The organism is Cognatundibacterium aquatile, assembly GCF_014699135.1.
In the GTDB taxonomy this organism is placed as follows: Bacteria; Pseudomonadota; Gammaproteobacteria; order Burkholderiales; family Burkholderiaceae_D; genus Undibacterium; species Undibacterium aquatile.
Map to the genome: position 1 here is coordinate 109904 of NZ_JACOFT010000004.1, position 26203 is coordinate 136106.

General features: G+C 49.6%; 20 protein-coding genes, 2 tRNA genes and 1 riboswitch. Of the genes, 14 read left to right on the forward strand and 8 right to left on the reverse strand.

Going from position 1 to position 26203, the window contains the following annotated elements; translation table 11 throughout:
- Positions 1–80: 80 nt before the first annotated feature.
- Together purD and H8K26_RS12180 are read right to left on the reverse strand one after the other, a co-directional pair.
- Complete coding sequence (gene purD, locus H8K26_RS12175; protein ID WP_186897912.1) at positions 81–1355, reverse strand: phosphoribosylamine--glycine ligase; 1275 nt, start codon at positions 1353–1355, stop codon at positions 81–83.
- A gap of 1 nt (position 1356) precedes the next feature.
- Positions 1357–2082 (reverse strand): YebC/PmpR family DNA-binding transcriptional regulator, encoded by a 726-nt coding sequence (locus H8K26_RS12180; protein ID WP_186897913.1) that lies wholly within the window; start codon positions 2080–2082, stop codon positions 1357–1359.
- Positions 2083–2591: 509 nt separating this feature from the next.
- Here H8K26_RS12180 and H8K26_RS12185 point away from each other — a divergent pair.
- From H8K26_RS12185 to H8K26_RS12200, 4 genes are all read left to right on the forward strand, one after another.
- Positions 2592–3503, forward strand: coding sequence for a DMT family transporter (locus tag H8K26_RS12185; protein WP_190479866.1), 912 nt, complete (start codon positions 2592–2594; stop codon positions 3501–3503).
- Between the two features lie 8 nt (positions 3504–3511).
- Positions 3512–4486: a quinone oxidoreductase family protein gene (locus tag H8K26_RS12190; protein WP_190479868.1), complete on the forward strand. Its 975-nt coding sequence runs from the start codon at positions 3512–3514 to the stop codon at positions 4484–4486.
- A gap of 11 nt (positions 4487–4497) precedes the next feature.
- Entirely contained in the window at positions 4498–4635 is a 138-nt protein-coding gene (locus H8K26_RS12195) for a hypothetical protein (RefSeq protein WP_190479870.1), read from the forward strand.
- Positions 4636–4717: 82 nt separating this feature from the next.
- Positions 4718–6895, forward strand: coding sequence for a DUF1631 family protein (locus tag H8K26_RS12200; RefSeq protein ID WP_190479872.1), 2178 nt, complete (start codon positions 4718–4720; stop codon positions 6893–6895).
- A 10-nt stretch (positions 6896–6905) separates the two neighbouring features.
- On the opposite strand, the gene H8K26_RS12205 is transcribed toward H8K26_RS12200, so the two are convergent.
- Positions 6906–7535, reverse strand: coding sequence for a DUF4136 domain-containing protein (locus H8K26_RS12205; RefSeq protein ID WP_190479874.1), 630 nt, complete (start codon positions 7533–7535; stop codon positions 6906–6908).
- A gap of 298 nt (positions 7536–7833) precedes the next feature.
- Between H8K26_RS12205 and pepN the strand changes: the two genes are divergently transcribed.
- From pepN to H8K26_RS12255, 10 genes are all read left to right on the forward strand, one after another.
- The gene (gene pepN, locus H8K26_RS12210; RefSeq protein ID WP_190479875.1) at positions 7834–10512 is read left to right on the forward strand and encodes an aminopeptidase N; all 2679 of its coding nucleotides are present in this window, start codon (positions 7834–7836) and stop codon (positions 10510–10512) included.
- A 124-nt stretch (positions 10513–10636) separates the two neighbouring features.
- Positions 10637–11638 (forward strand): class 1 fructose-bisphosphatase, encoded by a 1002-nt coding sequence (locus H8K26_RS12215; RefSeq protein WP_186885092.1) that lies wholly within the window; start codon positions 10637–10639, stop codon positions 11636–11638.
- 231 nt (positions 11639–11869) lie between these two features.
- Positions 11870–12838, forward strand: coding sequence for a cell envelope integrity protein TolA (tolA, locus tag H8K26_RS12220; protein ID WP_190479877.1), 969 nt, complete (start codon positions 11870–11872; stop codon positions 12836–12838).
- A gap of 66 nt (positions 12839–12904) precedes the next feature.
- Entirely contained in the window at positions 12905–14131 is a 1227-nt protein-coding gene (gene tolB / locus H8K26_RS12225; protein ID WP_223827021.1) for a Tol-Pal system beta propeller repeat protein TolB, read from the forward strand.
- Positions 14132–14164: 33 nt separating this feature from the next.
- Positions 14165–14701, forward strand: coding sequence for a peptidoglycan-associated lipoprotein Pal (gene pal / locus H8K26_RS12230; RefSeq protein ID WP_186885095.1), 537 nt, complete (start codon positions 14165–14167; stop codon positions 14699–14701).
- A 103-nt stretch (positions 14702–14804) separates the two neighbouring features.
- Entirely contained in the window at positions 14805–15578 is a 774-nt protein-coding gene (ybgF, locus tag H8K26_RS12235) for a tol-pal system protein YbgF (protein ID WP_186885096.1), read from the forward strand.
- 71 nt (positions 15579–15649) lie between these two features.
- Positions 15650–15725 (forward strand) — tRNA-Lys (locus H8K26_RS12240).
- A gap of 54 nt (positions 15726–15779) precedes the next feature.
- Positions 15780–15855 (forward strand) — tRNA-Lys (locus H8K26_RS12245).
- 155 nt (positions 15856–16010) lie between these two features.
- A complete protein-coding gene (locus tag H8K26_RS12250) occupies positions 16011–16919 on the forward strand; it encodes a class I SAM-dependent methyltransferase (protein WP_190479880.1) in 909 nt (302 codons plus the stop codon).
- A gap of 98 nt (positions 16920–17017) precedes the next feature.
- The gene (locus H8K26_RS12255) at positions 17018–18475 is read left to right on the forward strand and encodes a Ppx/GppA phosphatase family protein (protein ID WP_186885098.1); all 1458 of its coding nucleotides are present in this window, start codon (positions 17018–17020) and stop codon (positions 18473–18475) included.
- A gap of 126 nt (positions 18476–18601) precedes the next feature.
- Here the strand turns inward: H8K26_RS12255 and H8K26_RS12260 are convergent, their stop codons facing one another.
- The 5 genes from H8K26_RS12260 to panC all read right to left on the reverse strand — a co-directional run bounded on the left by H8K26_RS12260 (position 18602) and on the right by panC (position 26195).
- Positions 18602–20347: a methyl-accepting chemotaxis protein gene (locus tag H8K26_RS12260; RefSeq protein WP_190479882.1), complete on the reverse strand. Its 1746-nt coding sequence runs from the start codon at positions 20345–20347 to the stop codon at positions 18602–18604.
- Positions 20348–21004: 657 nt separating this feature from the next.
- On the reverse strand, positions 21005–23140 hold the full coding sequence (locus H8K26_RS12265) for a TonB-dependent siderophore receptor (RefSeq protein ID WP_190479884.1): 2136 nt from the start codon (positions 23138–23140) through the stop codon (positions 21005–21007).
- Between the two features lie 58 nt (positions 23141–23198).
- Positions 23199–23296: riboswitch (TPP riboswitch) on the reverse strand.
- 127 nt (positions 23297–23423) lie between these two features.
- On the reverse strand, positions 23424–24308 hold the full coding sequence (rarD, locus tag H8K26_RS12270) for an EamA family transporter RarD (protein ID WP_186885101.1): 885 nt from the start codon (positions 24306–24308) through the stop codon (positions 23424–23426).
- Positions 24309–24468: 160 nt separating this feature from the next.
- Complete coding sequence (locus H8K26_RS12275) at positions 24469–25356, reverse strand: cobalamin-binding protein (RefSeq protein WP_223827003.1); 888 nt, start codon at positions 25354–25356, stop codon at positions 24469–24471.
- On the reverse strand, positions 25356–26195 hold the full coding sequence (panC, locus tag H8K26_RS12280; RefSeq protein ID WP_186897923.1) for a pantoate--beta-alanine ligase: 840 nt from the start codon (positions 26193–26195) through the stop codon (positions 25356–25358). The genes H8K26_RS12275 and panC overlap by 1 nt, the downstream gene beginning before the upstream one ends.
- Positions 26196–26203 lie beyond the last annotated feature (8 nt).

A 26203-nucleotide genomic window follows, 5' to 3' on the forward strand; every position in this document is an offset into this window, starting at 1 on the left:
AAAGCAAGACGGGTTGGACATAGTCCAACCCATTTATTTTTGCGCAGAGAATGCTCTCTCGGAAGCACCTATAGTGCTTGTCAGTGCTTGCGGTTTAGCGCGCGCCAGCCGATATCGCGACGGTATTGAGCACCGTCAAAATGAATTTTTTCAACAACATCGTAGGCATGTTTTTGCGCAAGTTTGACTGTGTCGCCAAGGCCGACCACGCACAAAACCCTGCCGCCATTGGTACTGAGTACCTTGTCGTTCAGCACGGTGCCAGCATGAAATGTAACACTGTCAGGCGTTTCTGTTGGAATACCCGTAATTTTGTCACCTTTACGTGGTGCATCGGGGTAACCGGCGGCGGCCATCACGACACCCATCGCTGTGCGTCTGTCCCACTCAAGTTCTACGGTGTCCAGCGTGCCGTTGACCGCATGTTCCATCACACTGACCAGATCGGTTTTCAAGCGCGCCATGATAGGCTGAGTTTCAGGGTCACCCATGCGGCAATTAAATTCCAGTGTCTTCGGTGTGCCGTGCTCATCAATCATCAACCCAGCGTACAGAAAGCCGGTGAATACGATGCCGTCTTTTGCCATGCCCTGTACTGTCGGCACAATGATCTCGCGCATCACGCGGGCATGTAACTGTGGAGTGACAATCGGTGCAGGAGAGTATGCACCCATACCGCCGGTATTCGGGCCTTCATCGTTATCCAGCAAGCGTTTATGATCCTGGCTGGTTGCCAACGGCAAAATATTTTTACCGTCCACCATGACGATGAAACTGGCTTCTTCACCGGCTAAAAATTCTTCAATGACGACGCGTGCGCCTGCGTCACCGAGCTTGTTGTCGGACAGCATCATGTCAACAGCCGCATGTGCTTCATCCAGGCTCATCGCCACCACTACACCTTTGCCCGCAGCGAGACCATCCGCCTTGATGACGATAGGTGCGCCTTTGGCAGAGATGTAATCGTGCGCTGCCTGAACGTCAGAGAAAGTCTGATATTCGGCGGTTGGAATCTGATGACGATGCATAAATGCTTTAGCAAAGTCTTTTGAGCTTTCCAGTTGCGCAGCTTCTTTCGATGGACCAAAAATCTTCAGACCACGGTCGCGGAAAATATTCACAATGCCTGCTGCCAGCGGAACTTCCGGGCCAACGACGGTCAGTTCAATCTGCTCTTGCTGAACAAAATCAGCAAGTGCGGAGGGATCAGTGATGTCGATATTTTTGAGACGAATGTCCGTTGCAGTTCCACCGTTACCAGGGGCAACGAAAATTGTCTGTACCCGCTCAGATTGAGCAAGTTTCCAGGCAAGAGCGTGTTCGCGGCCACCAGAGCCGACAACCAGAATTTTCATATTATTCTTCTACGATGGCGTTGGTATAAACTTCTTGTACGTCGTCCAGATTTTCAAGTGCATCCAGCAATTTCTGCATTTTGGCCGCATCTTCACCGGTAAAGACTGTTTCTGTCGCAGGTTTCATCGTGACTTCGGCAACTTCCGGTTTGAAACCAGCAGCTTCGAGTGCTGCGCGTATATCTGACAGATCAAATGGCGCGCATAATACTTCGATACCACCTTCTTCATCGGTAACCACATCATCTGCACCTGCCTCAAGCGCGGCTTCCATCAACGCATCTTCATTTGTTCCTGGCGCAAATAACATCTGGCCGCAGTGTTTAAACATGAAAGCAACAGAACCTTCTGTGCCCATGTTCCCGCCGTATTTATTGAACGCATGACGTACCTCGGCAACCGTGCGGACGCGGTTGTCGGTCATACAATCAACGATCAGTGCTGCACCACCAATGCCGTAGCCTTCGTAGCGAACTTCTTCATAGTTTGCGCCTTCCAGAGTCCCAGCACCGCGTTGTATCGCGCGCGTGACGTTTTCTTTCGGCATATTGGCATCTGCAGCTTTATCAACGGCAAGGCGCAGACGTGGGTTGGAATCGACGTCTTCTCCGCCCATACGCGCTGCCACGGTAATTTCTTTAATCAGACGCGTCCAGATTTTGCCGCGTTTTGCATCGGTAGCCGCTTTTTTATGCTTGATATTGGCCCATTTACTATGTCCTGCCATGGTCGCTCTTTCCTGAATTGGCAATTGCTGAGCCATCTGGTCAGCGGTTTTGCCTGGCTTAGTTTGATATTGAAGACGCGCATTTTATCATACTGGCATGGTGGAAAATGGCGAAATCAACAGTCCGATAGGCTTATAGACACACTAATCATCCGTCTGAATAATCCTTCAAAGCAGCCCCGTTATGGCAAGAAGTGGTGACGTTGAACCTTGTGTACGCACAGCCTTGTTGGTCCGAGGTTTTTCGCCCGTTGTTGTATTGTCGCGGTTTCCGGATATGTCTTCCGCATGCGATGCATGACCTCGCTTTTTCGCCATTTTGATGACGCGTTTGCAAAAAAATGATGCCTACCGCACATTGCGTTTTTGGCCGGATGTTGCAAGTTGCCTACAATAAACGTGTACTAATTATTTGCGATTGAGGCTATTCCAGTCTGTTCTGCAGTAAATGAGGTGTTCTCATTTCTCAGTTTTCCTCTTATTTCGTCAGATGGCCTTACAATTCCGGTATGCATTCACAACAACCGAACTCTCATACGCGGCAGCATTATCTTGGTGGACTCGCCATAGCCATTGCCGGCGCCATTCTGTTTTCAACCAAAGCCATCGTTGCCAAGCTCATATACCGGTATCAGGTTGATGCAGTCACTCTGATTACTTTTCGCATGGCTTTCTCGTTGCCGCTTTTTGCGGCGATCGCCGTCTGGCAAATGAGGAATTCATCTCCTTTGTCTGTTTCAGACCGGTGGCGCTTGGTTGGGTTGGGATTGGTTGGCTATTACCTTTCCTCATTTTTAGATTTTCTGGGCTTGCAGTACATCACTGCCGGGTTGGAACGTTTGATACTGTTTCTCACCCCTTCATTTGTTCTGCTGATGTCGGCGGTATGGTATCGCCGGAAAGTCTCGATGTTGGAATGGGCGGCTTTGGTTGTCAGTTATTTTGGTATCGTCCTGGTGTTTTTACACGATCTTGAGTTTGGTGGGAAAGACGTATTGCTGGGCTCAGCGATGGTACTGGGCGCGGCTGTTTCTTATGCTGTTTATCTGATTCAGTCTGGGCAAATGGTGCGTCAACTGGGTTCTTTGCGGCTGGTTTCTTATGCGATGTGCGTATCCAGCGTTGCCTGCATAGGCCAGTTCTTTGCGTTGCGTCCAGCTTCCATGTTACTGCAGCCAGCTCCGGTCTATTTTTTGTCCGTCATTAATGCGATATTTTGTACGGTATTGCCCGTGTTTATGACAATGATTGCAGTGCAGCGTATAGGCGCGGCGACTGCTTCACAAGCGGGGATGATAGGTCCGGTCTCCACCTTGTTCCTTGGCGCTTTTTTTCTCGCTGAGCCGATTACCGGCTGGCAGATAGCTGGTACGGTGTTAGTGGTGGGCGGGATGTATTTGTTAACCAGAAAAAAAATGTAGGAGCAAATATGGTCAAAGCAATCAGGATGCGCAGTGTAGGTGGTCCCGAAGTAATGGAATACGTGGATGTTGAGTTGGGTAAGCCGGGGCCGGGCGAAGTATTTATCCGGCATAAGGCATGTGGCCTCAACTATATCGATGTTTATTTTCGTACCGGTTTATATCCTCAAGCTCTTCCCGCAGGCTTAGGTATGGAAGCCGCTGGCGTCGTTGAAGCGGTCGGTGATGGTGTGCTTCATGTTGTTGTCGGCGACAGGGTTGCGTATGCAGGCCGGCCTTTAGGCGCATATTCAGAGGCGCGGGTCATGCCGGCTGCACAATTGGTTCGCCTGCCTGACAGTATTTCGTTTGAGACTGCGGCGGCAATGATGTTGCAGGGACTGACGGTGCAGTACCTGTTTCACCGTACCTATCCACTTAAGGGCGGGGAAACCATACTCTTTCATGCCGCCGCGGGGGGAGTGGGCTTGATTGCCTGCCAGTGGGCGCGCGCAATTGGTGTCAATATGATAGGAACCGTAGGGTCAGACGAAAAAGCGGCGCTGGCAAAAGCGCATGGATGCGCTCATGTTATTAATTACAATAAGGAAAACTTTGTCGAACGCGTAAGGGAAATTACGGAAGGCAAAGGTGTCTCGGTCGTTTATGATTCTATCGGCAAGGATACGTTCACCGGCTCTCTGGATTGTCTTGCTCCGCTTGGAATGATGGTCAGTTTTGGTAATGCTTCGGGCCCTGTCCCTGCGTTTTCGCTGAGTGAGCTTGCCTCAAGGGGTTCTTTGTTCATTACCCGGCCGAGTTTGATGAATTACACCGCAAACAGAGTTGATCTGGAACAGATGGCGTCACATTTGTTTACGATGGTTGAAAGCGGAAAAGTTAAAATCGACATCCGCCAGCGTTATCCCTTGAGTGAAGTTGCCCATGCACATCAGGATCTGGAAGCACGCAGAACAACAGGGTCGAGTTTATTGATTCCATAGGGCGATTAACTATGCTTCCGAAAGAAAAAGAAAGACCACCGGCAGATGACGGGCGTCCGAAGTTTGGACGTCTGCTGCTGGTTTTGTTTGCTGCCGTCATGTTGATCGTGCTGATTACGCTGGCGACTGAGGCTTACTACACGAATTAAGTGCACCGGAAAATCTCTTCATGATGAACCGCTTGCTTACCTGAATGACGTTTCGATCTTTTCATACACCGAGTCTCGAATTATGGATACTGTTCCTTTAAACACCGCCAAAGTCAGTGAGTTTTCGAGTTCGAGTCGTTTGCTGATGTTGCAAAGTCTGGTACCTGTTGCCACCAATCTTGTTTCGTCGCAACTAGAGGCATTTACATCGCGATTAACGGATGCCTTATTTAAAATTTCTGACCAGACATTACAGCCGGAAGAGGCCGCCAACAGTTTTCAGGCTTGTCAGTTACTGAAGCGCAACCAGACCACTTTTTACCGTTTGTTGGCGTCGCAGATTTCAACGATGCTGATGAAAGAAGTCGGCGCGATTAATACGCGCAAACGGCTCAAAGACAATCACGACATCAAGGATATTTCTCTCGTCACTTTCGAGGAAATGGAAAATAAAGTTCTGACCAATAATCTGACGAAATCGCTGGAGGTAAACAGCGCAGAAAAATTGGTGGAGCTGAATTGCCGTATCGGCCTGGTGATGAAACGTACGCCAATTACTGTGTCGCAAAATCCTTTTCGCCCAGAGATCTTTGTCAATGCGGTGTTGCAGGCCTGGATGGAGCTGGAATCAACGACAGTGACGCCGCATCTGATTATACGGATCATGCAACCGGATTTATTTCTGAATTTAAGTTCTGTTTATCAGGGATTGAATGATGCGTTGGCTGAGCGCGGTATCGTCGTCGATACGGATGCCGTGAAGCGGGAAAACAAAAAACGGCATGCCCCGTTGAAGAGTGAGGATCTTGATTCACGCGATCCTTATCTGCAAAATAAATTAAGAAATATTTTCTATCCTCAGGCGTCTAAAGAGCGAAATCAGTCAGGCGGTGTTGGTGCGGTTGCGCAAGATGGTGCTGGTCAGTCAGGCCCCCTTCAATCATGGTTGCCTGCGGGCGCTGGTGGGGCGGTGGATACGGTAACGATAGATCGTCAGTTCTTTGATTATCTGACTGGGATGCAAAAGCAGATTCAGCAAAATCAGTTGGTGCAGCCGGAAGACCGATCGCACCTGCGTCGTTTAACACAAGAAGCTTCTGCGGGCGAATTAACCCATATTGATCAGAATACGATAGAACTGCTGGCCAGAATCTTCGATTATGTGTTCAGTGACGACAGTATTCCGGAAGAAATTAAAAGCCTGATCGGACAGCTGCAGATACCGACTCTGAAGGTTGCTTTGCTCGATAAAGATTTCTTTTTTAAAGAAAATCACCCTGCGAGAGTATTGATTGATACCCTCGCAAAATCCAGCGTGCTGCTGGGGAATGATGCAACCAGTGAAGATCCTTTGTATCAGATGATAGAAGGCATCGTTGATCGGGTTCAGCAGGATTTTGATCAGCAGATCGAGTTGTTTTCTGATGTGGTTGCTGATCTGGAGGCATTTCTTAAAAGTGAAGAGGCGCAGACCGAACAGGCAATTTCGGAGCCGGTAGAACAAGCGCTGAAGCAGGAAAAAATGCGTCTGGCGCGCGAATTTGCCGAAAATGACGTCGCGATTCGTACCGACACTGGAGAAGTTGCCGGGTTTGTTGAAGAGTTTTTGCGTAAGCAGTGGATACGGATTCTGACCATTGCGCACAATGTAAAAGAAGAAAAGCCAAACGCACTTGAAAATGCGTTGCGGACGATGGATGATCTGATCTGGAGTCTGAAGCCGAAAAATACATCCGAAGAACGCAAAGAATTGGTCAGTAAGCTTCCTGCAATGCTGACTTTGCTGAACGCCTGGTTGAATGCGATCAAATGGGATGAGCCGGATCGGGTTTTATTTTTTTCCAAATTGGCCGAGCGCCACGCTGCTATTGCCCGGGCTCCTTTAGAGTTGTCACCACGCCGTCAACTGGAAATCGCCGTCAATATTGCGCAACGTGCGAGTGAAAAAAGACTGAACCGTCATTTCGTCGATCAGAATGAACAGGAAGTGGACGAGTGGGGAAAAATGGTCGAAGGATTAGAGCGTGGTGTCTGGTTTGATTTCACGACCACTGCAGGTGTTACTAATCGCTTCAAACTGGCATGGGTGAGTCCGAAACGGACCCGCTATATTTTTACAAACCGTCAGGGACACGATTCGTTTTCTATATCTCGCGAAGAATTGCTGGCGCAGTTGCGGAATGGTGATGCCACGATTGTTTCTGCTGAGTCAATCGTGGATCGTGCACTGGTTGAGGCTTTGCGCGATCCACCGAATTAAACTGATGCGCTTATTTTTTTAATGGCAGTTCTACATTTCTTGTGCTGCCATTGATACCCGGAAAACCCTGCAAGGCACTTTCTATCAGATAAGGCATCTGTTCAGAGATTTGCTGATTCAATTGTTCCGTGCTGACTTTAATGTCCGCCAGTTTTTTTCCGCTTTGAAAGTCGCTGATGTTGATTTCCAGTCGATGCAGATAGTAACGCCGGACACTGAAATCAAGGTTTCTGCTCATGTAGTACGGGCTGCCGAAATAATACGGCGAGTAAGGCGAAAAGCGATAGCCGCGACTGAAATGCATTTGCCAGAATGGGTCATACATTGCCGGAGCCCATGGCGCAGACACCTGAATTTCACCTAGGCTCGTTCCGTACTGCATGCCGATTTTTAATGCAGGCGTTACTCCCGCGGTGATTTCCTGAAAACCGTGCAAACCTAGTTGTTGTCTGAGTTCCTCTTCATACAATTTGTATTCTGGATTGTTTTCCTGAGACGGCGATCTTTCGACGATATACGATGTCGCTTGTTTGTTTCCCGGCCATTCGTGAAACACACTGACCTGGCTGGTGAACGTGCTGGCACACCCTGTCAGCAATGTACTGATGAAGATGATGATCCAGGATAAGAAACTTTTCATGGCTTTACTCCAAATCTTAAGATAGTTTCATGATAGCGATCATTCAGCATCGTTGCAGAAATTTTTGTATTGATTTGTATATGAAAACGCCGTGCTCAGGCAGTTAATAACGGCAATTCAGATCCGCGGTTTTCAATAAATTGATGCGTTCACGACTGGCAATAAGCAGATGTCATTCTGTATTTATTGCACTATCTTTCTCTGGTTTAAGGTGTTGTGCTTTTTGTCTTGGTAAAATGGTGGTCTCACAAAGTTCATAAGACTTTGATTTATACTATTTTCGCGAGATTCCAAGGCCATGCGTAACGATACCGTCATCACTCCTCAAGCCATACTTCGTCAAGACTACGTCGCCCCGGGTTACTGGGTTGATACTGTAGAAATGGGTTTTGATCTGGGTCTCAAATCTACCCTGGTCGCTAACCGTATGGTTATGCGCCGCAATCACGCGAGTACGGAAAAAGATCTGGTGCTGTCCGGCGAGTCCCTGAAATTAGTGCAATTGCGTTTGAACGGCGTGAAGCTGAAGAAAGCTGATTATCAGATTGATGGTGAGACGTTGCGCATTCCAAATGCACCGGATGAGGTGACATTGGAAATCACAACGCAGATACAACCTTCGAAAAATACTTCCCTGTCTGGTTTGTACGCATCCAAAGGAAATCTCATCACACAGTGTGAGGCCGAAGGTTTTCGCAAAATTACCTGGTTCCCTGATCGTCCTGATGTCATGGCGAAATATACGGTCATGCTGCGCGCCGATAAAAAGAAATTCCCGGTATTACTGAGTAATGGCAATCTGATTGATGAAGGCGATCTTGATGACGGACGTCATTTTGCGAAGTGGGAAGATCCGTTTAAAAAACCTTCGTATCTGTTTGCTTTGGTTGCCGGAACTCTGGTTTGTCAGGAAGAAAAATTCAAACTGAAATCAGGGCGTAAAGCATTACTGCAAGTCTGGGTGGAAGAAGGTAACCTCGATAAAACCCAGCACGCCATGGACTCGTTGAAAAAGAGCATACGCTGGGACGAAGAACGTTTCGGGCTGGAACTCGATCTCGACCGCTTCATGATCGTCGCCACTGGTGATTTCAATATGGGCGCGATGGAAAACAAGGGCCTGAATATTTTTAATACAAAATATGTATTGGCGAATTCCAGCATCGCCACCGACATTGATTATGCCGGTATCGAATCCGTGGTGGGGCATGAATATTTCCACAACTGGACCGGTAACCGGGTGACTTGCCGCGACTGGTTCCAGTTGTCTTTAAAAGAAGGTCTGACTGTGTTCCGTGATCAGGAATTTTCTGCCGATCTGGTCGGCACGACTACCGGGCGCGCTGTTAAACGTATCGAGGATGTACGTGTGCTGCGGCAGGTGCAGTTCTCCGAAGACGCTGGCCCTATGGCGCATCCGGTACGACCAGATTCCTTCGTTGAGATCAATAATTTTTATACGGTGACGATTTACGAAAAAGGTGCCGAAGTTGTTCGTATGTACTACACTTTGCTCGGGCATGATGACTTCCGTAAAGGAATGGATCTGTACGTTGAACGCCACGATGGTCAGGCGGTTGAGTGCGATGATTTCCGTGCCGCGATGGCAGATTCCAGCGGGCGTGATCTGACTCAGTTCGAGCGTTGGTACAGTCAGGCCGGTACTCCGCGTGTCAGCGTGGTGACGGCGTATGATGCCGAAGCACAGACTTACGATATCAAGCTGACGCAGTCTTGTCCGACCACTCCGGGTCAGGAAAAAAAATTACCGTTTCATATTCCTGTTGCGATGGGTTTGCTTGACGCAGACGGAAAAGATATTCCCTTGTATTGCGATGACTACCCGGCCCAGGCGGGTGCTACGAATCTGGTCATCGAACTGACTGCCGCATCGCAAACCTTCCGGTTTAATAAAGTCACCAGCGAGCCTGTGCCATCCTTGTTGCGTAACTTCTCGGCGCCAGTTGTGCTGGATATTGATTACACCGATGAAGAGCTGGGATTGTTGTTGGCGAATGACAGTGATCCGTTTAACCGCTGGGAAGCAGGGCAGCGCCTTGCCACCCGCCGTCTGGTTAAATTGACGAAAGCGCTGCAGGCAGGTGAAGAACTCTCGATCGATGACTGGTTCATCAATGCATTGCGCAACACACTGAACGACGAGTCTCTTGATCCTGCATTCCGTGAGCTCATGCTGACGTTGCCATCCGAAGCGATGATTGCAGAAGCATTTGATGTGGTCGATCCGCAAGCGATACATACCGCTCGTCAGTTTGTCCGTGCGACGATCACCCGTCATTTGAAAGCAGATTTACTGCATGTCTATGAAACCCATCAGACACCGGGTAAATACCGTCCTGATGCTGTATCGATGGCGAAACGTAGTCTGAAAAATTTGGCACTTTCATACTTACTCGAATGGGCAGATGAAAGCACTTTCGATCTGGGGTATGTGCAATTCAAAGAAGCTGCAAACATGACGGATCGTCTGGCGGCATTGGCTGCACTGACAAACTTCAATGGTACTGAAAAGCAGAAGAAAAAATCAGAGAAAGCGCTGCGCCGCTTCTTCAAAGATTTCAAGAAAGAAGATCTGGTGATCGACAAGTGGTTCATGTTGCAGGCAACAGCACATACAACAGACGTGGAAAAAGTAAGAGAATTAATGCAGCATCCGGCCTTCACCTTAACGAATCCGAATCGCGCGCGCAGTCTGGTATTTAACTTCTGCAACGCAAACCCATCGCAGTTCCACGCGCCAGATGGCAGTGGTTATGCGTTGTGGGCTGAATTGGTGATTGCGCTGAATAAGATTAACCCGCAGGTGGCTGCCCGTCTTGCACGTAGCCTCGACAGATGGAAAAAATATCCGGTTGGTTTGCAAGCACAGATGAAAGCAGCTTTGCAAAAAGTGTCGGCGACGAAGAAATTATCCAAGGATGTCGCTGAAGTCGTCAGCAAAGCACTGGCCGCATAAGTTTGTCTTTCGCGTTTGTCGCCACATAGGAAATCTGCGGGTCGCGGGCCAGAAAGCAGCCAGCACCCGCATGTTTGCTTAGCCATTTGATTATTGAATTTGAGTTTTTAACATAAGGAACATCATGAAACGTGTCAGTCTGACCCAGTATCTGGTTGAAGAGCAGCGTCTGAATAATTCTATTCCCGCAGAGTTACGCTTACTGATTGAAGTCGTCGCCCGCGCTTGTAAAACCATCAGTCATGCGGTTGGTAAAGGTGCGCTCGGTGAGGTTTTGGGCAGCGCCGGCAGCGAGAACATTCAAGGTGAAGTACAAAAGAAACTGGATATTTTATCTAACGAGATTTTGCTCGAAGCAAATGAATGGGGTGGTCATCTGGCCGCAATGGCATCCGAAGAAATGGAAACCATACACCCGATCCCGAATCGTTATCCTATGGGCGAATACATGCTGTTATTCGATCCGCTAGATGGCTCCAGCAATATCGATGTGAATGTTTCTATTGGGACGATTTTTTCAGTCCTGAAGGCACCGGAAGGAATGGCCGCACCAACCGAACAGGATTTTCTGCAACCGGGCAGCAAGCAGGTTGCAGCCGGATATGCGGTATATGGCCCGCAGACTGTGCTGGTGCTGACAACTGGCAATGGTGTTAATTGCTTCACGCTGGATCGTGAAATGGGTTCCTGGGTGCTGACACAAAGGAATATGCAGATTCCTGCGGATACCAAGGAATTCGCCATAAACACATCGAATTCACGTCACTGGTACCCGCCAGTTACGCGCTATGTCGATGAAATGCTGGCAGGTGTGACTGGTCCGCGTGAAAAAGATTTCAATATGCGTTGGATTGCTTCTATGGTGACCGATGTGCATCGCATCTTGTGTCGCGGTGGCATTTTCATGTATCCGGCTGATAAACGCGATACTGAGAAGCCAGGTAAGTTGCGTCTGATGTACGAAGCGAATCCTATGTCATTTATCGTTGAACAAGCCGGTGGCGCGTCGACGGATGGCAAACAACGGATGCTTGACGTTCAGCCGACAGCTTTGCATCAGCGTGTCGCTGTTTTCCTGGGTTCTAAAAACGAAGTTGAACGCGTGACCCGTTATCATCAGGAGTGATGAATTTTATCGGTGAAAATAAGAAAAGCGGAGCGAGATGCTTCGCTTTTTTTATAGGACAGCGTCAAAGAACGACTGTATTTCTTAGTAAATTCCTGAATTTTGCAAAAAATACGGCGAATTTCATGGAGAGGTTTATAATTTCACTATGTGCTGTATCAAATTAATCTTTCGCCACCAAAATTTCGGGCTCATCGGAACTAATCCGTTGCAGGCGAATCATAAAAGGTTATGAATCAAGTTTCTATTTCAGCTTATCCAGGCAACCTTCACCAATCTCAGGCAGGTAACTGGCGTCCGGTCGTTCTGGCGGCGCTCGTCCATGTTTTATTATTAGGTTTTTTGTGGATCGGTGTGAGTTGGCAAAATAAAGAGTCAACAGCAGTCGAAGCTGAAGTATGGGATATGACGACGCGCGAAGCTGCACCGGTTGCTGTAGAAATCCCCCCGGCACCACCGCCAGAGCCAGAACCTGTCAAATTAAAAGACATTCCCCCACCACCTCCCGTAGTAAAAGCCGACTTGCCAAAGGAAGATCCTGAGATCGCTTTGCAGCAAGAGAAAAAACGCCTGCTCGCAGAAAAGAAAAAAGCCGAAGAACATCAGCGTGCGCTGGCAGAGGAAAAGCGTCAGGCAGAGCAGGAGTTGCAGGCGAAAAAAGACAAAGAGCGTGAAAAATTACGCGAAAAAGAACGCGAACAGGAAAAAGAGCGCCAGAAAGAAAAAGACAAAGAAAAAGAACGCGACAAAGAAAAAGCAGAGAAACAAAAATTAGCGGATCAAAAAGCGCAACAGGCGAAAGACAAAGCCGCCAGCGACAAGCTGTTTAAAGAAAATATGCAACGTTTGTCAGCGCAAGCGGGTGTGACTGGTAGCGGTGGAACAGGTACTGCCGCAAAATCAACCGGAAATAACCGGGGTGATCCAAGCTATATGGCAAAAATTGCCGCTAAAGTTCGCTCAAATACCATTTACAGTGGCGTTGATGCAGTGGCTGGTAATCCGACAGTTGAGTATAGAATTGAGCTGATTCCCGATGGCTCTCTGCGCGGCGCGATTAAAAAACTGAAGTCGTCCGGTAATCTGGCGTTTGACGATGCGGTAGCAAAAGGAATAGAAAAATCCGCTCCCTTTCCTAAAGATAAAAATGGTCAGGTGCCCGGAACCCTGGATTTTGCATACAAAATGAAGGAAGAGTGATAGTTAATGATGTCTTTTTTGAAAAAAATTATTGTTCGTGTCGCGCTCGCCTCCGCGACTGGCAGCATGTTGATTGCGCCAGCCAGTGCGCAGTTGCGTATTGAAATTGCGGGTGTGGGATCAAGTCAGATTCCGGTGGCGATTGCCGCATTTGCGGATGAGGCTATGACGCCGCAGCAAATCACCAGCATCATTAAAGACGATCTGAATCGCAGCGGTTATTTCAAAATTATCGAGGCTGGTGCGGTCATCACTGAAACCAGTCCGGTTAATTTTGATGAGTGGAAAAAGCGCGGCGCCGAAGCGCTGGTGGTCGGCAGTGTGCAGCGTCTTGCAGATGGTCGTTTTGATGTCCGCTACAAGTTGCTCGATACGATGAAATCGGCCTCCTTATCTGGCTTCTCTGTTGCGGCAACACCTGAAAATACACGCAAGACAGCACATAAGATTGCGGATGATATTTATGAAAAACTGACCGGCGTGCGCGGTGCATTCTCGACGCGTATTGCTTATGTGACCAAGGCCGGGCGCGAGTATCGACTTGAAGTTGCTGACGCTGACGGCGAAGGTGTCCGTGTGGCATTGCGTTCCAATGAACCGATTATTTCACCATCGTGGTCGGCTGATGGTACTAAGGTTGCCTATGTGTCGTTTGAAGCGAAAAAACCCGTGATCTGGGTGCAGAATCTGATGACCGGTGAACGTAAGGTGATTGCGAATTACAAAGGCAGCAATTCGGCACCAGCGTGGTCTCCGGATGGCTCAAAGTTAGCAATCGCACTGTCACGTGATGGTTTGACGCAGATTTATTCCGTCAATGCGGACGGGTCTGGTTTGCAACGTCTGACCAGTAGTAGTGGCATTGATACCGAGCCACAGTTTTCAGCCGATGGCCAGTCAATTTACTTCCTGAGTGACCGCAGCGGCGGCCCGCAGATCTATCGTATGAACAGTAACGGTGGAGAAGCCAAGCGCGTGACTTTCAGCGGGAGTTATAATATAACGCCGCGGATCTCACCGGATGGTCGCACTTTAGCTTATATCTCGCGCCGCGAAGGTAAGTTTCAGTTGTATGCGCTTGATTTAGTCAGTGGTCAGGAACAAAGACTGTCAGATACAAGTAAAGACGAATCCCCAAGTTTTTCGCCAAATGGTCGCTACATCATGTACGCAACCGAATCTGGGCGACGTGGTGCTTTGGCAGTGGTTTCTGTCGATGGTAAAGTTAAGCAAAAATTGACGGTGCAAGCCGGAGATATTCGGGAGCCCACCTGGGGTCCTTTCATGAAATAAGTTGTAATCACTTTTTTTTAATCAGGAGAGAAAATGCGCTTCACATCCCAATCCAAAACTCTGGCTATGCTGGTTTCCAGCGTTGTTCTGATGACTGCCTGTGCTTCTAAAGTACCACTCGAAGACAAAGCAAAAATCGAAGAAAAACCAGTTGCAACAACTCAGACTCCGGCTGACCCAAATGCTGTTAAAACAGTTGATACTGGTTCTGTCGATCCTTTGAACGATCCAAAAGGTGTATTGGCGAAGCGTAGCGTTTATTTCGACTTCGATAGCTATGTCGTTAAAGACGATTACAAATCTGTCGTTGAAGCGCACTCCAAATATCTGAGCACAAACAAAGGCCGTAAGATCCTGATCCAGGGTAATACGGATGAACGTGGCGGCAGCGAATACAATCTGGCTCTGGGTCAGAAACGTGCTGAAGCTGTTCGTAAATCTATGAGTCTGTTGGGTGTTTCTGAAGCGCAAATCGAGGCAGTGTCTTTGGGTAAAGAAAAACCAAAAGCAGAAGGCCACGATGAAGCAGCTTGGGCAGAAAACCGCCGTGCTGATATCGTTTATCAGTAATAGCAGCGTAGTTTAAAAGTGCCCTTGGCGGTCTTTTGAGCTTATTTGACGCCGGATTCCTCACTCAGGATATCCGGCGTCTTTCATTCTATTTTTGATTGCTATGAAATTGACCTCTATTCGTCGTTCTTTTGCCATGGCTGCTCTGTCAGCGGCTTTTTCCACTGCCCTGATCCCTTCGCTGGCATCGGCAGGAATTTTTGATGACGATGAAGCGCGTAAAGCGATTCTGGATTTACGCTCTAAAGTAGATGCAGTAAATCTTCGTCTGGATAATAAACTCGATACCAAAGCTGACAAAGGTACGGCCTTGGATCTGGCTAATGAAAATGAACAGCTGCGTGCTGAGATCGCTAAGTTGCGCGGACAGGTGGAAGTGTTGGCGAATGACATCGCCAATACCCAGCGTCGCCAGCAGGATTTTTATGTCGATCTGGATAATCGCCTGCGTAAGATTGAGCCTAAGCGCCTGACGGTCGACGGCAAAGAGGCAACGGTAGAGCCAAATGAACAGCGCGCTTACGACAATGCGCTCAGTTTATTTAAGGCCGGTGATTATAAAAATTCAGTGACATCGTTCAGCAGTTTTCTGGTGGCGTATCCGCAGTCAGCCTTTGCTGGTTCGGCTCAGTACTGGATGGGCAATTCATACTATGCACAGCGTGATTGTAAGAACACGATTGTGGCTATGCAACAACTGGTGAAAGTGTATCCGGATCACCCCAAGGCACCTGATGCATTGTTAAATATTGCTGGTTGCCAGACTGAGATGAAAGATAAAAACGCGGCTAAGAAGACGCTGGAAAGCCTGATTGCGCAATATCCTGAAAGCGAAGCGGCGCATGCAGCGAAGAACCGCATGACATCGGCGAAGTAAGTCTGACAAGGATTTAATCCTGTTCATGCCATTGACAGCGGCCTGAAAACACCATATAATTTCGGTCTTTCGGGTCGTTAGCTCAGCTGGTAGAGCAGCGGACTTTTAATCCGTTGGTCGCAGGTTCGAATCCCGCACGGCCTACCACGAATACAAAAAAGACTTATGTCATGTAAGTCTTTAATTTTTTTAGCAAGTTTTGGGTCGTTAGCTCAGCTGGTAGAGCAGCGGACTTTTAATCCGTTGGTCGCAGGTTCGAATCCCGCACGGCCTACCAAAACAAAAGGACTCAGGTGTATGCCTGAGTCCTTTTTTGTTTTTCCAATCATGACGAGAGAAGCCGTGACCGGCACAATGCAAACTTTTGTATTGTTCTCCCATCGCCTGTGAATTGGAATTATCATTCCTGATTAGCTTAGCGGACAGTCCATCATGAAAAAGCCTGTAGTCAAAAAAAACAAACAAAATAAATCAGACGGGCAGAGCGGGCAGGATGCGGCAGATCACAATGAAAAGCATGAAATCCGCCCCGGCCAGTCGCTGGAGTTGCTCAAAGAGCTGCATATCCTCACGCGCGATGGCAAACTGAATCAGGATAGCCGCCGCAAGCTCAAGCAGGTCTATCACTTATATCAATTCATCGAGCCTTTGCTGGAAACCCTGCAAAAAGACCATGCCGATATCAGTCTGGTCGATCATGGGGCAGGGAAGTCCTATCTCGGCTTTATTCTGTATGACCTCTTCTTTAAAGTCGGACAGTCGCAAAGCAAAGCGCATATCTATGGGATTGAAACCCGCGATGAACTGGTGCAGCGATCGGCAGAACTTGCCCGGCGTCTCGATTTTCCCGGTATGTCTTTCCTGACTTTATCCGTGGCAGATTCGATTACCTCAGATCAGTTGCCAGGCCAGATTGATATCGTCACCGCTTTGCATGCATGTGATACGGCGACGGATGATGCGATACAGTTTGCCTTGAAAAAGAAGGCTAAATTTATGGTGTTGGTACCTTGCTGCCAGGCAGAAGTTGCCGCTGAATTGCGCAAAAATAAAAGCGATGCGGTGCGCAATAATCCTTTATCTGAAATGTGGCGCCATCCTATACATACGCGCGAGTTTGGCAGTCAGATTACCAATGTGTTGCGTTGTCTGCAGTTAGAGGCGCATGGCTATCAGGTTCGCGTCACTGAGCTGGTAGGATGGGAGCATTCGATGAAAAATGAATTGATCATTGCTGAATACAAAGGTCTGCCTGCGAAACGTCCGGCAGAGCGGCTGGCGGAAGTGCTGAAGACGACGGGGCTGGAAACTATGCAGCGACGTTTTTTTGTCACACCGTAAATCTGTCGTCACTTGCAGGTCATAAAAAATGATTAATATCATTTTCACTCTGACGTGCTGTATCTCTCTCATGGTATTGATAGTAAAGGATAGAAAACATGCTGGCTGCCGTTGACCTTGGTTCCAACAGTTTTCGTTTGCACATCGCCCGTCATGAAGGTGATGCGATTCGTGTCGTTAAAAGTGCGCGTGAGCCTATCCGTCTGGCGGCCGGGCTCGATGCGGATGGTAATCTGACGCCGCAGGCGATACAGAATGCGGTTGATTGCCTGGCGCGCTTCCGTGAAATTCTGAATGCCTATCCGATTGACAGTGTCCGTGTTGTTGCGACGAATACGATACGTATCGCTAAAAATTCTGCCGCCATTCTGCCGCGAGCCGAAGCAGCGATTGGTCATCCGATTGATGTGATTTCCGGTGAAGAAGAGGGCCGCCTGATTTATATGGGCGTATCGAACGCGATTCCTGTGCCCGATGAGCGCCGTCTGGTGATGGACATCGGCGGTGGTTCGACGGAAGTGATACTCGGACGTGGGCACGAGATCATCAAGGTGGAATCGTTCAGCATAGGCACTGTCAAGCATAGCGCCAGTTTTTTTCCGGATGGGCGTCTGACGGAAGCGGCTTTTGAAGCGGCTATTCTTTCCGCAAGATCGATGTTTGAAGATGCTGCGCCACCATATCAGCCGCAGCATTGGCGCAAGGCTTATGGCTCATCTGGCACGATGCGGGCGATTGCCGATGCGATCGTCAACAATGGTCTGGGCGATGGCAAACTGACTTTAAAAAGTCTCAATGCACTGAAACAATACTGCATCCGCTGCGGACAACTCAGCGAACTTGAATTGAACGGCATCAAACCCGAGCGCGTCGCCATGGTGATCGGTGGGCTGGCGATTCTGATCGGGCTGATGCTGGAATTTAACATCGAAGTATTGTTGCCGGTTGAAGCTGGTCTGCGCATGGGCGTCATGTGGGACTTGTATTTACGTGCGACCAAACGCGACCGGCGCGAAGTCTCGGTGCAGAAAATTACCCAGCTTTTCCATATCGACATGTCACGTGCCAATCGCGTTGCGGATATGGTGAAATCGATTTATCAGCAACTCAAACCGGCATCCGATACCTATTTGCGCTTGTTGTACTGGAGTGCGATGTTGCATGAAGTAGGCATGGTCGTTTCTCACACTGGTTACCATAAGCATGGTGCCTACATGATAGAAAATGCCGACATGGCGGGATTCACCACCAGCGAGCAAAGGATCATGAGTAAGCTGATCCTCAGTCAGAAAGGTAATTTGCGCAAAATCAGTGAAGGTCTGACTGAAATGGATTTTGCCAAAGCGGTGCTGGCATTGCGTCTGGCCGTGATGCTGATGCATTCACGCGCAGAAATTGACTATGAAGATATTCGTCTCAAAATGAAAAAGAATATCGAACTCGACATGCGTCGCGACTGGGTTTCCCTGCATCCGACGGTGGCTTACTGGTTGCAAAAAGAAACCGAATGCTGGCGTGAGGTTGGCATGGATTTTCTGGTGCGGGCAAATGTCTGAAGTCATAGAAAACAGATTGATAAAGAAAAGGCTCGCAACATGCGAGCCTTTTTTATGAGCTTTTTTATGAGCTTTTTTTATCAACCTGCACCAGCTCCTTCGTCACAGGAGTTCGTGCTGATACGTTTAAAATTCTTCCCAGTCTGAGCTTTCTTTTGTTGTCGCTGGTTTTGTTGTGCCCGCACGTTTCGTTGTACTCGCAATTTTTTTCAACGGCTGCGCCTGACGCTGGTTGGCGATCCGTGGCGATGCTTTTACTGGTGTCGTATGTGTCGCACGTGTGGTGTGCGACGATGACGCGCTGATCGTTGTTTGTGACGCATCCAGCTTGAACATGCTGACCACGTTCGCCAGATTTCTGGCCTGGTCTTGCATCGCGGCCGAAGCCGCAGCGGCTTGTTCTACCAGCGCGGCATTTTGTTGCGTGACCTGATCCATCTGGATGATGGCCTGATTCACTTGTTCTATGCCAGATTGCTGTTCATGGCTGGCCGCTGTGATTTCGCTCATCACATCGGTGATGCGATTGACGCCAGTGACAATTTCCTGCAACGCGAGGCCCGCTTCACCTACCTGTTGTGAACCCAGCCCCACCTTTTCAACCGAATCATCAATCAGTGTTTTGATTTCTTTCGCGGCGGCGGCGGAACGCTGTGCCAGATTGCGGACTTCTGACGCGACGACCGCAAATCCGCGTCCCTGTTCACCGGCGCGCGCTGCTTCCACTGCCGCATTCAGAGCGAGAATATTGGTCTGAAAAGCGATGCCATCAATCACACTGATGATGTCGACAATTTTCTTCGAGGAGCTGTTAATGGCTTCCATCGTATTGACCACCGTTGTGCCCGCCACGGAACCCTTGGCAGCCACGTCGGCGGTGGACAATACCAACTGATTAGCCTGGCGAGCATTTTCCGCATTTTGTTTGACGGTCGACGTCAGCTCTTCCATGGAAGCTGCTGTTTCTTCGAGCGAGCCAGCCTGTTCTTCGGTACGCGCTGATAAATCCAGATTGCCTGAGGCAATTTCACTGGAGGCGGTTGCGATCATATCGGTGCTTTGACGTACCTCGCCAACCACTTTAGCGAGACTCTGGCGCATGCTCTTCATCGCGAACAGCAGGCTGTCCTGATCATTTTCACGGGTGTGGACATCAATCGTCAGATCGCCTGCGGCAATGCCTTTCGCGATGTCGGCCGCATATTCCGGTTCGCCACCGATGGCACGCTCAATATTGCGTGCCACGATCACGATGATCGCACTCAATACGATGCCGATACCTGCCAGCAAAAAGATGGCACTCCACAGATCTTTGATGAAGGCATCCGTCAGGTCGTCAAGGTATAAGCCGGTGATGAAGGTCCAGTCCCACGGCTTGTAAGTCAGAACGTAGGCGCCTTTGGGAAATACCTGCTTAGGATCCGCATTGCCCGGTTTGGTCCAGACATACTCGATCCAGCCTTCACCTGCACCTTTGGCAATGGTTGCGACATTGCGATAGAAAAACTGGCCGCCCGGGTCTTTGAAGTCACTGACATCTTTGCCGATGAGTTCGGCTTTGATCGGATGCATCACCACAGTCGGGTGAGAGTTGATCACGGTGTAGTAACCATCTTTGCCGTAGCGCATGGCCTTGAGGCGCGCCAGCGCTTGTTTCTGGGCTTCTTCCACCGGCATCGCGCCAGAACTGACCAGCGCCGCGTACTCTTTCACTGTTGACATACCGACGTCCGTCGCAAAGCGCAATGCAATCTGTCGCTCTTCAAAGCGTTGTGCTTTATTTTGCAATACATTCACCGTGCTGATACCGAGCAGGCAAAGCCAACTGATGATGAGTGGTAAATAAAGTTTGCTGCGAAAGCTGAGTTTCATGTCTCTTCCTGTCTTGTTAAAGAAAATTTTTTCTTAGGGGGGGTACAAATGCGGCATATTTTTTTGTGATATGAGGCAGGGGTAAAAAACACCTCATCGTTCACGGTTTGCAGTCACTGTCCGATTCAGATTAATTCAGCCCGGCCGGACGCTGGCAGATAAAGATCGGGTAACTTTATCGAAACCGATTTAGGCAATCAAAGCGATCAATTCTATATAAAACACTATGTTAATATAGAAACGTTGATTTATATCAACATTGCGGCAATAACAACAAAATCCAGTTAATTCCGATCTTTTGCTTGATCTGCTGGCATGGTGTGTTGAAACACGTTTGTTTTTTGATTGATACCTCTCGCCATTCAGCATTCTGCTCTGCTTTGGATTTGTAAAACGTGTTCCGGGTTCGTGTTTTTTGGTAAAAGTAGGGAGTATGTTCAATTTTCGCTTAAATCTCTTTGAATTTATTGGGTGTTAGAAAATACTCCCCCCAGTATATTTTTCGTTAAATTGACCTGCTGCCATCAAATAGCAGTCAGACTGACTATCAAGCTGGTAATCAATCCAGCAATAAAAAAAACGACGATCGCCGTGGCGTATCGTCGTTTTTTATTGAGATGACGGCGCCGTTTCAGCGCAGATCAGCTTGCCGTGACATCAGAAATCAAACTGTGCAGACAGTTTGTAAATCCTTGAGGCGCCCGGCAGCAAGTAGCCGCCGAGGGATTGCGTGACATCGCGCCAGTAGAATTTATCGAATGCATTGTCGATATTAAAGCGCAAGGTCGTCGCGGTGCCGGCAATGCTGGTCACGTAACGCGCACCCAGATTCACGACCTGATAGCCGGGCACAATCACCGCGTTATCCGGCGAATAGGCTTTATTGCCGGAATACTGCCAGCTCGCATTCAGATTCAGCCCTTTGACTTGCGCCACAGCGTAGTCGGCATAGATGCTGGATTTCAGCTTAGGTACGTTCAACACGCGTTTGCCATCGAGCGCGGCATTTCCGGTGTCTTGCTGTTTCGCTTCCAGCGCGGTGATGCTGGCGCCGAGGTACAGTTGCGAACTTAATTTGCCCTGTGCTGCGAGCTCCAGCCCGGTATGTTGCGCTTCGCCATTCTGTACATAAACGTTGGCGCTGTTGGTATATTCGAGTGGTTTCTGAATGCGGAAAACAGCCGCAGTGATGCTCAGATCACGGTTCAGATCGCTCTTGATACCGAACTCCAGTTGTTTCGAGCGTGCCGGATTCAGCATGACATTCTGATTGCTGGTGCCGAAAGGGGCGATGCCGCCATGTTCCAACCCTTGCGCAAACGAACCGTACAAAGACATGGATTGCACAGGTTGATAGACCAGCGCAGCATTCGACACCCAGGCATTGCGGTCATAGCCGGGATTATCGAGTTGGCTGCGCTCGATGTGCAGATGGCGCACGCCGGCGTGCAGTTTCCAGGTATCGCTGAGGCTGATGATGTCTTGCGCAAATACCGACCATTCTTTATCGGTGCGACGTAAGCTGGCCGCACCCGGCTGATTTGGCGATGGTGCAACGGCAACCGGGTTATACAGATTGCTGGTGCCAGCGTAATCGTAAATGTAATCGCCAAAATAATCTTTGCGGCGGGAAGTGGATAAACCTGCTGCAAACGTATGGGCAAATACGAAGGTGTTAAATTTACCGCTGAGCAGCGCCTGGGTGCCGGTCATCGATTTCGATTCATTCAGGCTGCGATAGTCATACACGTCGTAATCGCCATTTGCACAATAGCCCGGGGCCAGATTGGCAGAACTGCAGCCATACGGAAATGCGGTGTAATCGTCGCGTTTGAATTCATGCTGATTCGCGGCAAAGCTGGCGTTCCAGTCGGCGTTGATTTTGTATTCAAAACGCACGCCCACATTGGTGTTACGGGTATCGACCGGTTTCGCCCACGGCTGTTGATTCAGCATCATATCGGCGCTGATGTTACGGGGCAGATCGGTGCCATTCGTGAGCTGGAAGCCCGGCACGGAGAGCTGCGATTTGTGCTGGTAATCGAGATCGAGTTGCAGCAAAGCCTGCGACGACAAATGCCAGTCGAACGCGCCAGAAATAAACTGACGCTCACCATTCGCCCCTTTGACATACGAGCGCAGGCGTTCGCCAGCGGCATTGATGCGATAACCGAATTGGCGGTCGGCGCTCATGCCGCCCAGATCGGCACTGCCATACAAAGTGCCGCGTTCTGAAATTTCCGTGGTGATGCTGCGCAGTGCGGATGTGGTCGGGCGCTTGGTCACATAATTCAGTATGCCGCCCGGTGTCGCGAAACCAGATTGGAATCCGGAAATACCTTTGAGGATTTCAACGCGTTCTTTATTTTCCAGCGGAATCGAGGCGTCACCCGGAATCGCAAAACCATCTTTGCGATAGCTGCTGGAATTATCCAGCGCAAAACCACGAATCGAGAATTGCTCGGCATAGCCGATCGCGTTATAGGCATCATTCACGCTGGCATCGAATTTCATCGCATCGGTGGTTTGGCGTATACGCAAGTCCTGCATTTGCAGCGTCGTCCATGCGGTGACCGAAAACGGCGTCTCGATCAGCGAGGTATTCAGAAAACCGGCGGCTTTGGTGCGTTCGGCTTTGGCATCGCTGAGCCGGTTGCCGCTGACGATGACTTCAGGTAAATCTTTTTCAACGGATTGCGCGTGCGCCGCGTTCCATGCAAATGCCTGTGCGACAGCAATGGCGATCAACGATAAACGGCGTGGATGAAGATGATGTGCAGATGGGTTTTTCATGTTGTACTCTCGGTTGCGGTGAAGTACAGCGCGGGAGTACACAAAAGGACGTGGCAGAGGCATGAACTTTGCGCTTCCCTTCGCTGGCATTATCCAGATCAGGTATAAGGGACTCTCTCACCCGGAAAAACATTTCCAGGACCCCTAGCGAAGGCGCCACTTTAACATGAATCGTTTAGCTCAATAAAAAAAAGCACACCAGGTGTGCTTTTTTGCCTCAAATATACTGGGGGGAGTATCTTTAAAACCCCAGCAAATACGCTGAGATTTGGTGCAAACAGGCTCATACTCCCTGTTTTTTGGCTGCGAAGCTGATCCACATCCCTTCCATGGAATACACCAGCAGCGCTGCCCAGATCGCAATGAAGCCGAGCAATTTATGCTGATCAAACGCTTCGTGAAACACCCAGATGCCGAGTAAGAGTTGCACGCTGGGTGCGATGTATTGCAGTAAACCGAGTGTCGTCATCGGAATCCGGCGCGCACCGGCAGCAAACAGTAATAGCGGAATTGCCGTGATCGGGCCGCTGAGTGCGAGCAATATCTGCATGTGGCTGTCTTGTACAAGAAACGCATTTTGCCCATGCAAAGTCAGCCACGCCAGATAAGCGAAAGCGAACGGAAACAGCAGTATCGTTTCCAGCGACAAGCCTTCCAATGCGCCCAGTGACGACGTTTTACGCAACAGACCATAAGTGCCGAAGGTGATCGCCAGCGCTAAGGCCACCCAGGGCAAATGACCAGTTTGCCAGGTCAGCCAGGCGACACCAAGCGCCGCAAAGGCGACCGCCAGCCATTGACCCGGACGCAGTCTTTCCCGCAACACCGCCGAGCCGATCAGAATATTCACCAGCGGTGTAATGAAGTAACCCAGACTCGCATCGACGACATGACCATCGTTGACGGCCCAGATGTAGATAAACCAGTTGCTCGACAAGAGCAGAGCGCTGAGCGTAAAACCGGCAATCACTTTCGGCTGGCGACGGACAGCGCTCAGCCATGACCATTGCTGACGCCAGGCGAGCACGCCGGCTAAAAACAGCAGCGACCATAACATACGATGGATCAGTATTTCTAAGGAGGGAACGCTTTGCAGCGCTTTGAAATACAGTGGAAACAGACCCCAGACGATGTAAGCGGAGCCTGCCAGGAAGATGCCTTTACGCATGTATCATATCCAGAAAAAAGCCGCACAGCGGCTGAGGCATGAATTATCCTCGTAAAGACAGAATCATGCTTGAGGGGTAACTATTTGTTGCGTTGAATGGGGCGGATAGTGGACGGATAGTGGGCCGATAGTGGTGATGACTTGGAGGCGTAAGCCCGTTTTACTTTTCTCTGGCCGCCGCAATTTGCTTGCAGAGTGCTTCGGTGCCATCCAGTATGCGTGGCCCGGCGCGGTTCAGCCAATCGCCATTCACCGCGTACAGATGATTTTTCTTTGCTGCAGTCAGCACTGAAAACTGCCGCCACTCATTCAGGCTATCGGTGTTGCTGCCGCCAGTGATAATGGCATCCGGATTCGCCGCCAGCAAAGCTTCCACTGACACGGTGGGGCTGATTTCTTTCAGTGCACCAAAAACGTTTTTGCCGCCGCATAAGCGTATCGCCGCCGAGACCATGTGCGTATCATTCAGCGTCATCAGTGGCTTGCGATTGACTTGATAAAAGACACTGATGGGTTTGTCGCGTGCGCTCTGATATTGTTTCTGAAGGTTGGCGAGCCGCAAACGGAATTGCTCTGCGGCCGCTTTGCCTGCGGCTGGCGTGCCAGCCAGTATCGCCAGTCGTTCAAGCGTGGTGGTCACCATCTCATAATCGCGCGGCTCACTCTCAAAAACGGTGATGTGATTGTCGCGTAATTTGTTAACCAGTAATTTGCCGCTACCTGTGCCCCACACCACTACGAGATCAGGTTTTAAGGCCAGCAGTTTTTCCAGATCTAAGGCAAAGACATTACCTACCGAAGGCAAGGCCTTTGCTGCTGCGGGAAAATCGCTGTAATCACTGACGGCAACGATACTTTTTGCGGCACCAGCTGCAAATAATAATTCGGTCGCATGCGGCGCCAGACTGATGATTCTTTGCGCTGGCTTGTCGAGTGTAATCGTACGCTGCGCATCGTCTTTGACACTGACCGCCGCCACACTGCTGGCGCTGACCAGCAGTGCAGGCAGTATGCAGATGCTGCCAATCAGCATGCGCAGCGATGTCATCAGATTTCCAGATTGTCGATCAGACGGGTATTGCCGAGCTTCGCGGCTGCCAGCACTACCAGCGGCGCGCCCTGCGCGATATCGCCAGCAGATGGCGGTTGCAGGTCGGCACGTTTGCGGATCGCAATGTAATCCGGTTTCCAGTGACGATTTGCGAGGCTGGCCATGGCTTTGCGTTCGAGTTCAAACATATCCAGATGACCGCCACGGACTTCTTCTGCAACCTGATTCAATGCCTGATACAGTGCAGGCGCTTCGGCCCGTTCTTCGGCAGACAGATACATATTGCGTGACGATAAGGCGAGGCCGTCTTCGGCACGGAAAGTATCGGCTGCGATAATTTCGGTTGGCAAGGCAAATTGCTTGCTCATATTTCTGACGATCATCAGCTGTTGATAGTCTTTCTTACCAAACACGGCAACGCGCGGTTGTACGCAAGAGAATAATTTCAACACCACCGTGGTCACGCCAGTGAAAAAGCCTGGGCGGAATTCACCTTCGAGAATATTGCCGAGATCATCTGGCGGACGGACGCGGAATTCCTGCGGCTCCGGATACAGATCTTTTTCTGTCGGCGCGAACAAAATATAGACGCCTTCTTTTTCCAGCTTTTCTACGTCAGCCTGGAAAGTGCGCGGATATTTGTCGAAATCTTCGTTCGGTCCGAATTGCAGGCGATTGACGAAAATCGAGGCGACCACCGGGTCACCATGCTTTTTTGCCAGTCGCATCAGCGACAGATGACCTTCGTGCAGATTGCCCATGGTCGGCACAAATGCCGTGCGTAACTGACCGCTCAGATGGTCGCGTAATTCTTCAATGGATGAAATGATTTTCATAATGAATG

What these genes read in the sequence shown, in the direction of transcription:
- purD (WP_186897912.1), bottom strand. Translation starts at nt 1,355, where the DNA reads ATGAAAATTCTGGTTGTCGGCTCTGGTGGCCGCGAACACGCTCTTGCC.
- H8K26_RS12180 (WP_186897913.1), bottom strand. Translation starts at nt 2,082, where the DNA reads ATGGCAGGACATAGTAAATGGGCCAATATCAAGCATAAAAAAGCGGCT.
- H8K26_RS12185 (WP_190479866.1), top strand. Translation starts at nt 2,592, where the DNA reads ATGCATTCACAACAACCGAACTCTCATACGCGGCAGCATTATCTTGGT.
- H8K26_RS12190 (WP_190479868.1), top strand. Translation starts at nt 3,512, where the DNA reads ATGGTCAAAGCAATCAGGATGCGCAGTGTAGGTGGTCCCGAAGTAATG.
- H8K26_RS12195 (WP_190479870.1), top strand. Translation starts at nt 4,498, where the DNA reads ATGCTTCCGAAAGAAAAAGAAAGACCACCGGCAGATGACGGGCGTCCG.
- H8K26_RS12200 (WP_190479872.1), top strand. Translation starts at nt 4,718, where the DNA reads ATGGATACTGTTCCTTTAAACACCGCCAAAGTCAGTGAGTTTTCGAGT.
- H8K26_RS12205 (WP_190479874.1), bottom strand. Translation starts at nt 7,535, where the DNA reads ATGAAAAGTTTCTTATCCTGGATCATCATCTTCATCAGTACATTGCTG.
- pepN (WP_190479875.1), top strand. Translation starts at nt 7,834, where the DNA reads ATGCGTAACGATACCGTCATCACTCCTCAAGCCATACTTCGTCAAGAC.
- H8K26_RS12215 (WP_186885092.1), top strand. Translation starts at nt 10,637, where the DNA reads ATGAAACGTGTCAGTCTGACCCAGTATCTGGTTGAAGAGCAGCGTCTG.
- tolA (WP_190479877.1), top strand. Translation starts at nt 11,870, where the DNA reads ATGAATCAAGTTTCTATTTCAGCTTATCCAGGCAACCTTCACCAATCT.
- tolB (WP_223827021.1), top strand. Translation starts at nt 12,905, where the DNA reads ATGTTGATTGCGCCAGCCAGTGCGCAGTTGCGTATTGAAATTGCGGGT.
- pal (WP_186885095.1), top strand. Translation starts at nt 14,165, where the DNA reads ATGCGCTTCACATCCCAATCCAAAACTCTGGCTATGCTGGTTTCCAGC.
- ybgF (WP_186885096.1), top strand. Translation starts at nt 14,805, where the DNA reads ATGAAATTGACCTCTATTCGTCGTTCTTTTGCCATGGCTGCTCTGTCA.
- H8K26_RS12250 (WP_190479880.1), top strand. Translation starts at nt 16,011, where the DNA reads ATGAAAAAGCCTGTAGTCAAAAAAAACAAACAAAATAAATCAGACGGG.
- H8K26_RS12255 (WP_186885098.1), top strand. Translation starts at nt 17,018, where the DNA reads ATGCTGGCTGCCGTTGACCTTGGTTCCAACAGTTTTCGTTTGCACATC.
- H8K26_RS12260 (WP_190479882.1), bottom strand. Translation starts at nt 20,347, where the DNA reads ATGAAACTCAGCTTTCGCAGCAAACTTTATTTACCACTCATCATCAGT.
- H8K26_RS12265 (WP_190479884.1), bottom strand. Translation starts at nt 23,140, where the DNA reads ATGAAAAACCCATCTGCACATCATCTTCATCCACGCCGTTTATCGTTG.
- rarD (WP_186885101.1), bottom strand. Translation starts at nt 24,308, where the DNA reads ATGCGTAAAGGCATCTTCCTGGCAGGCTCCGCTTACATCGTCTGGGGT.
- H8K26_RS12275 (WP_223827003.1), bottom strand. Translation starts at nt 25,356, where the DNA reads ATGACATCGCTGCGCATGCTGATTGGCAGCATCTGCATACTGCCTGCA.
- panC (WP_186897923.1), bottom strand. Translation starts at nt 26,195, where the DNA reads ATGAAAATCATTTCATCCATTGAAGAATTACGCGACCATCTGAGCGGT.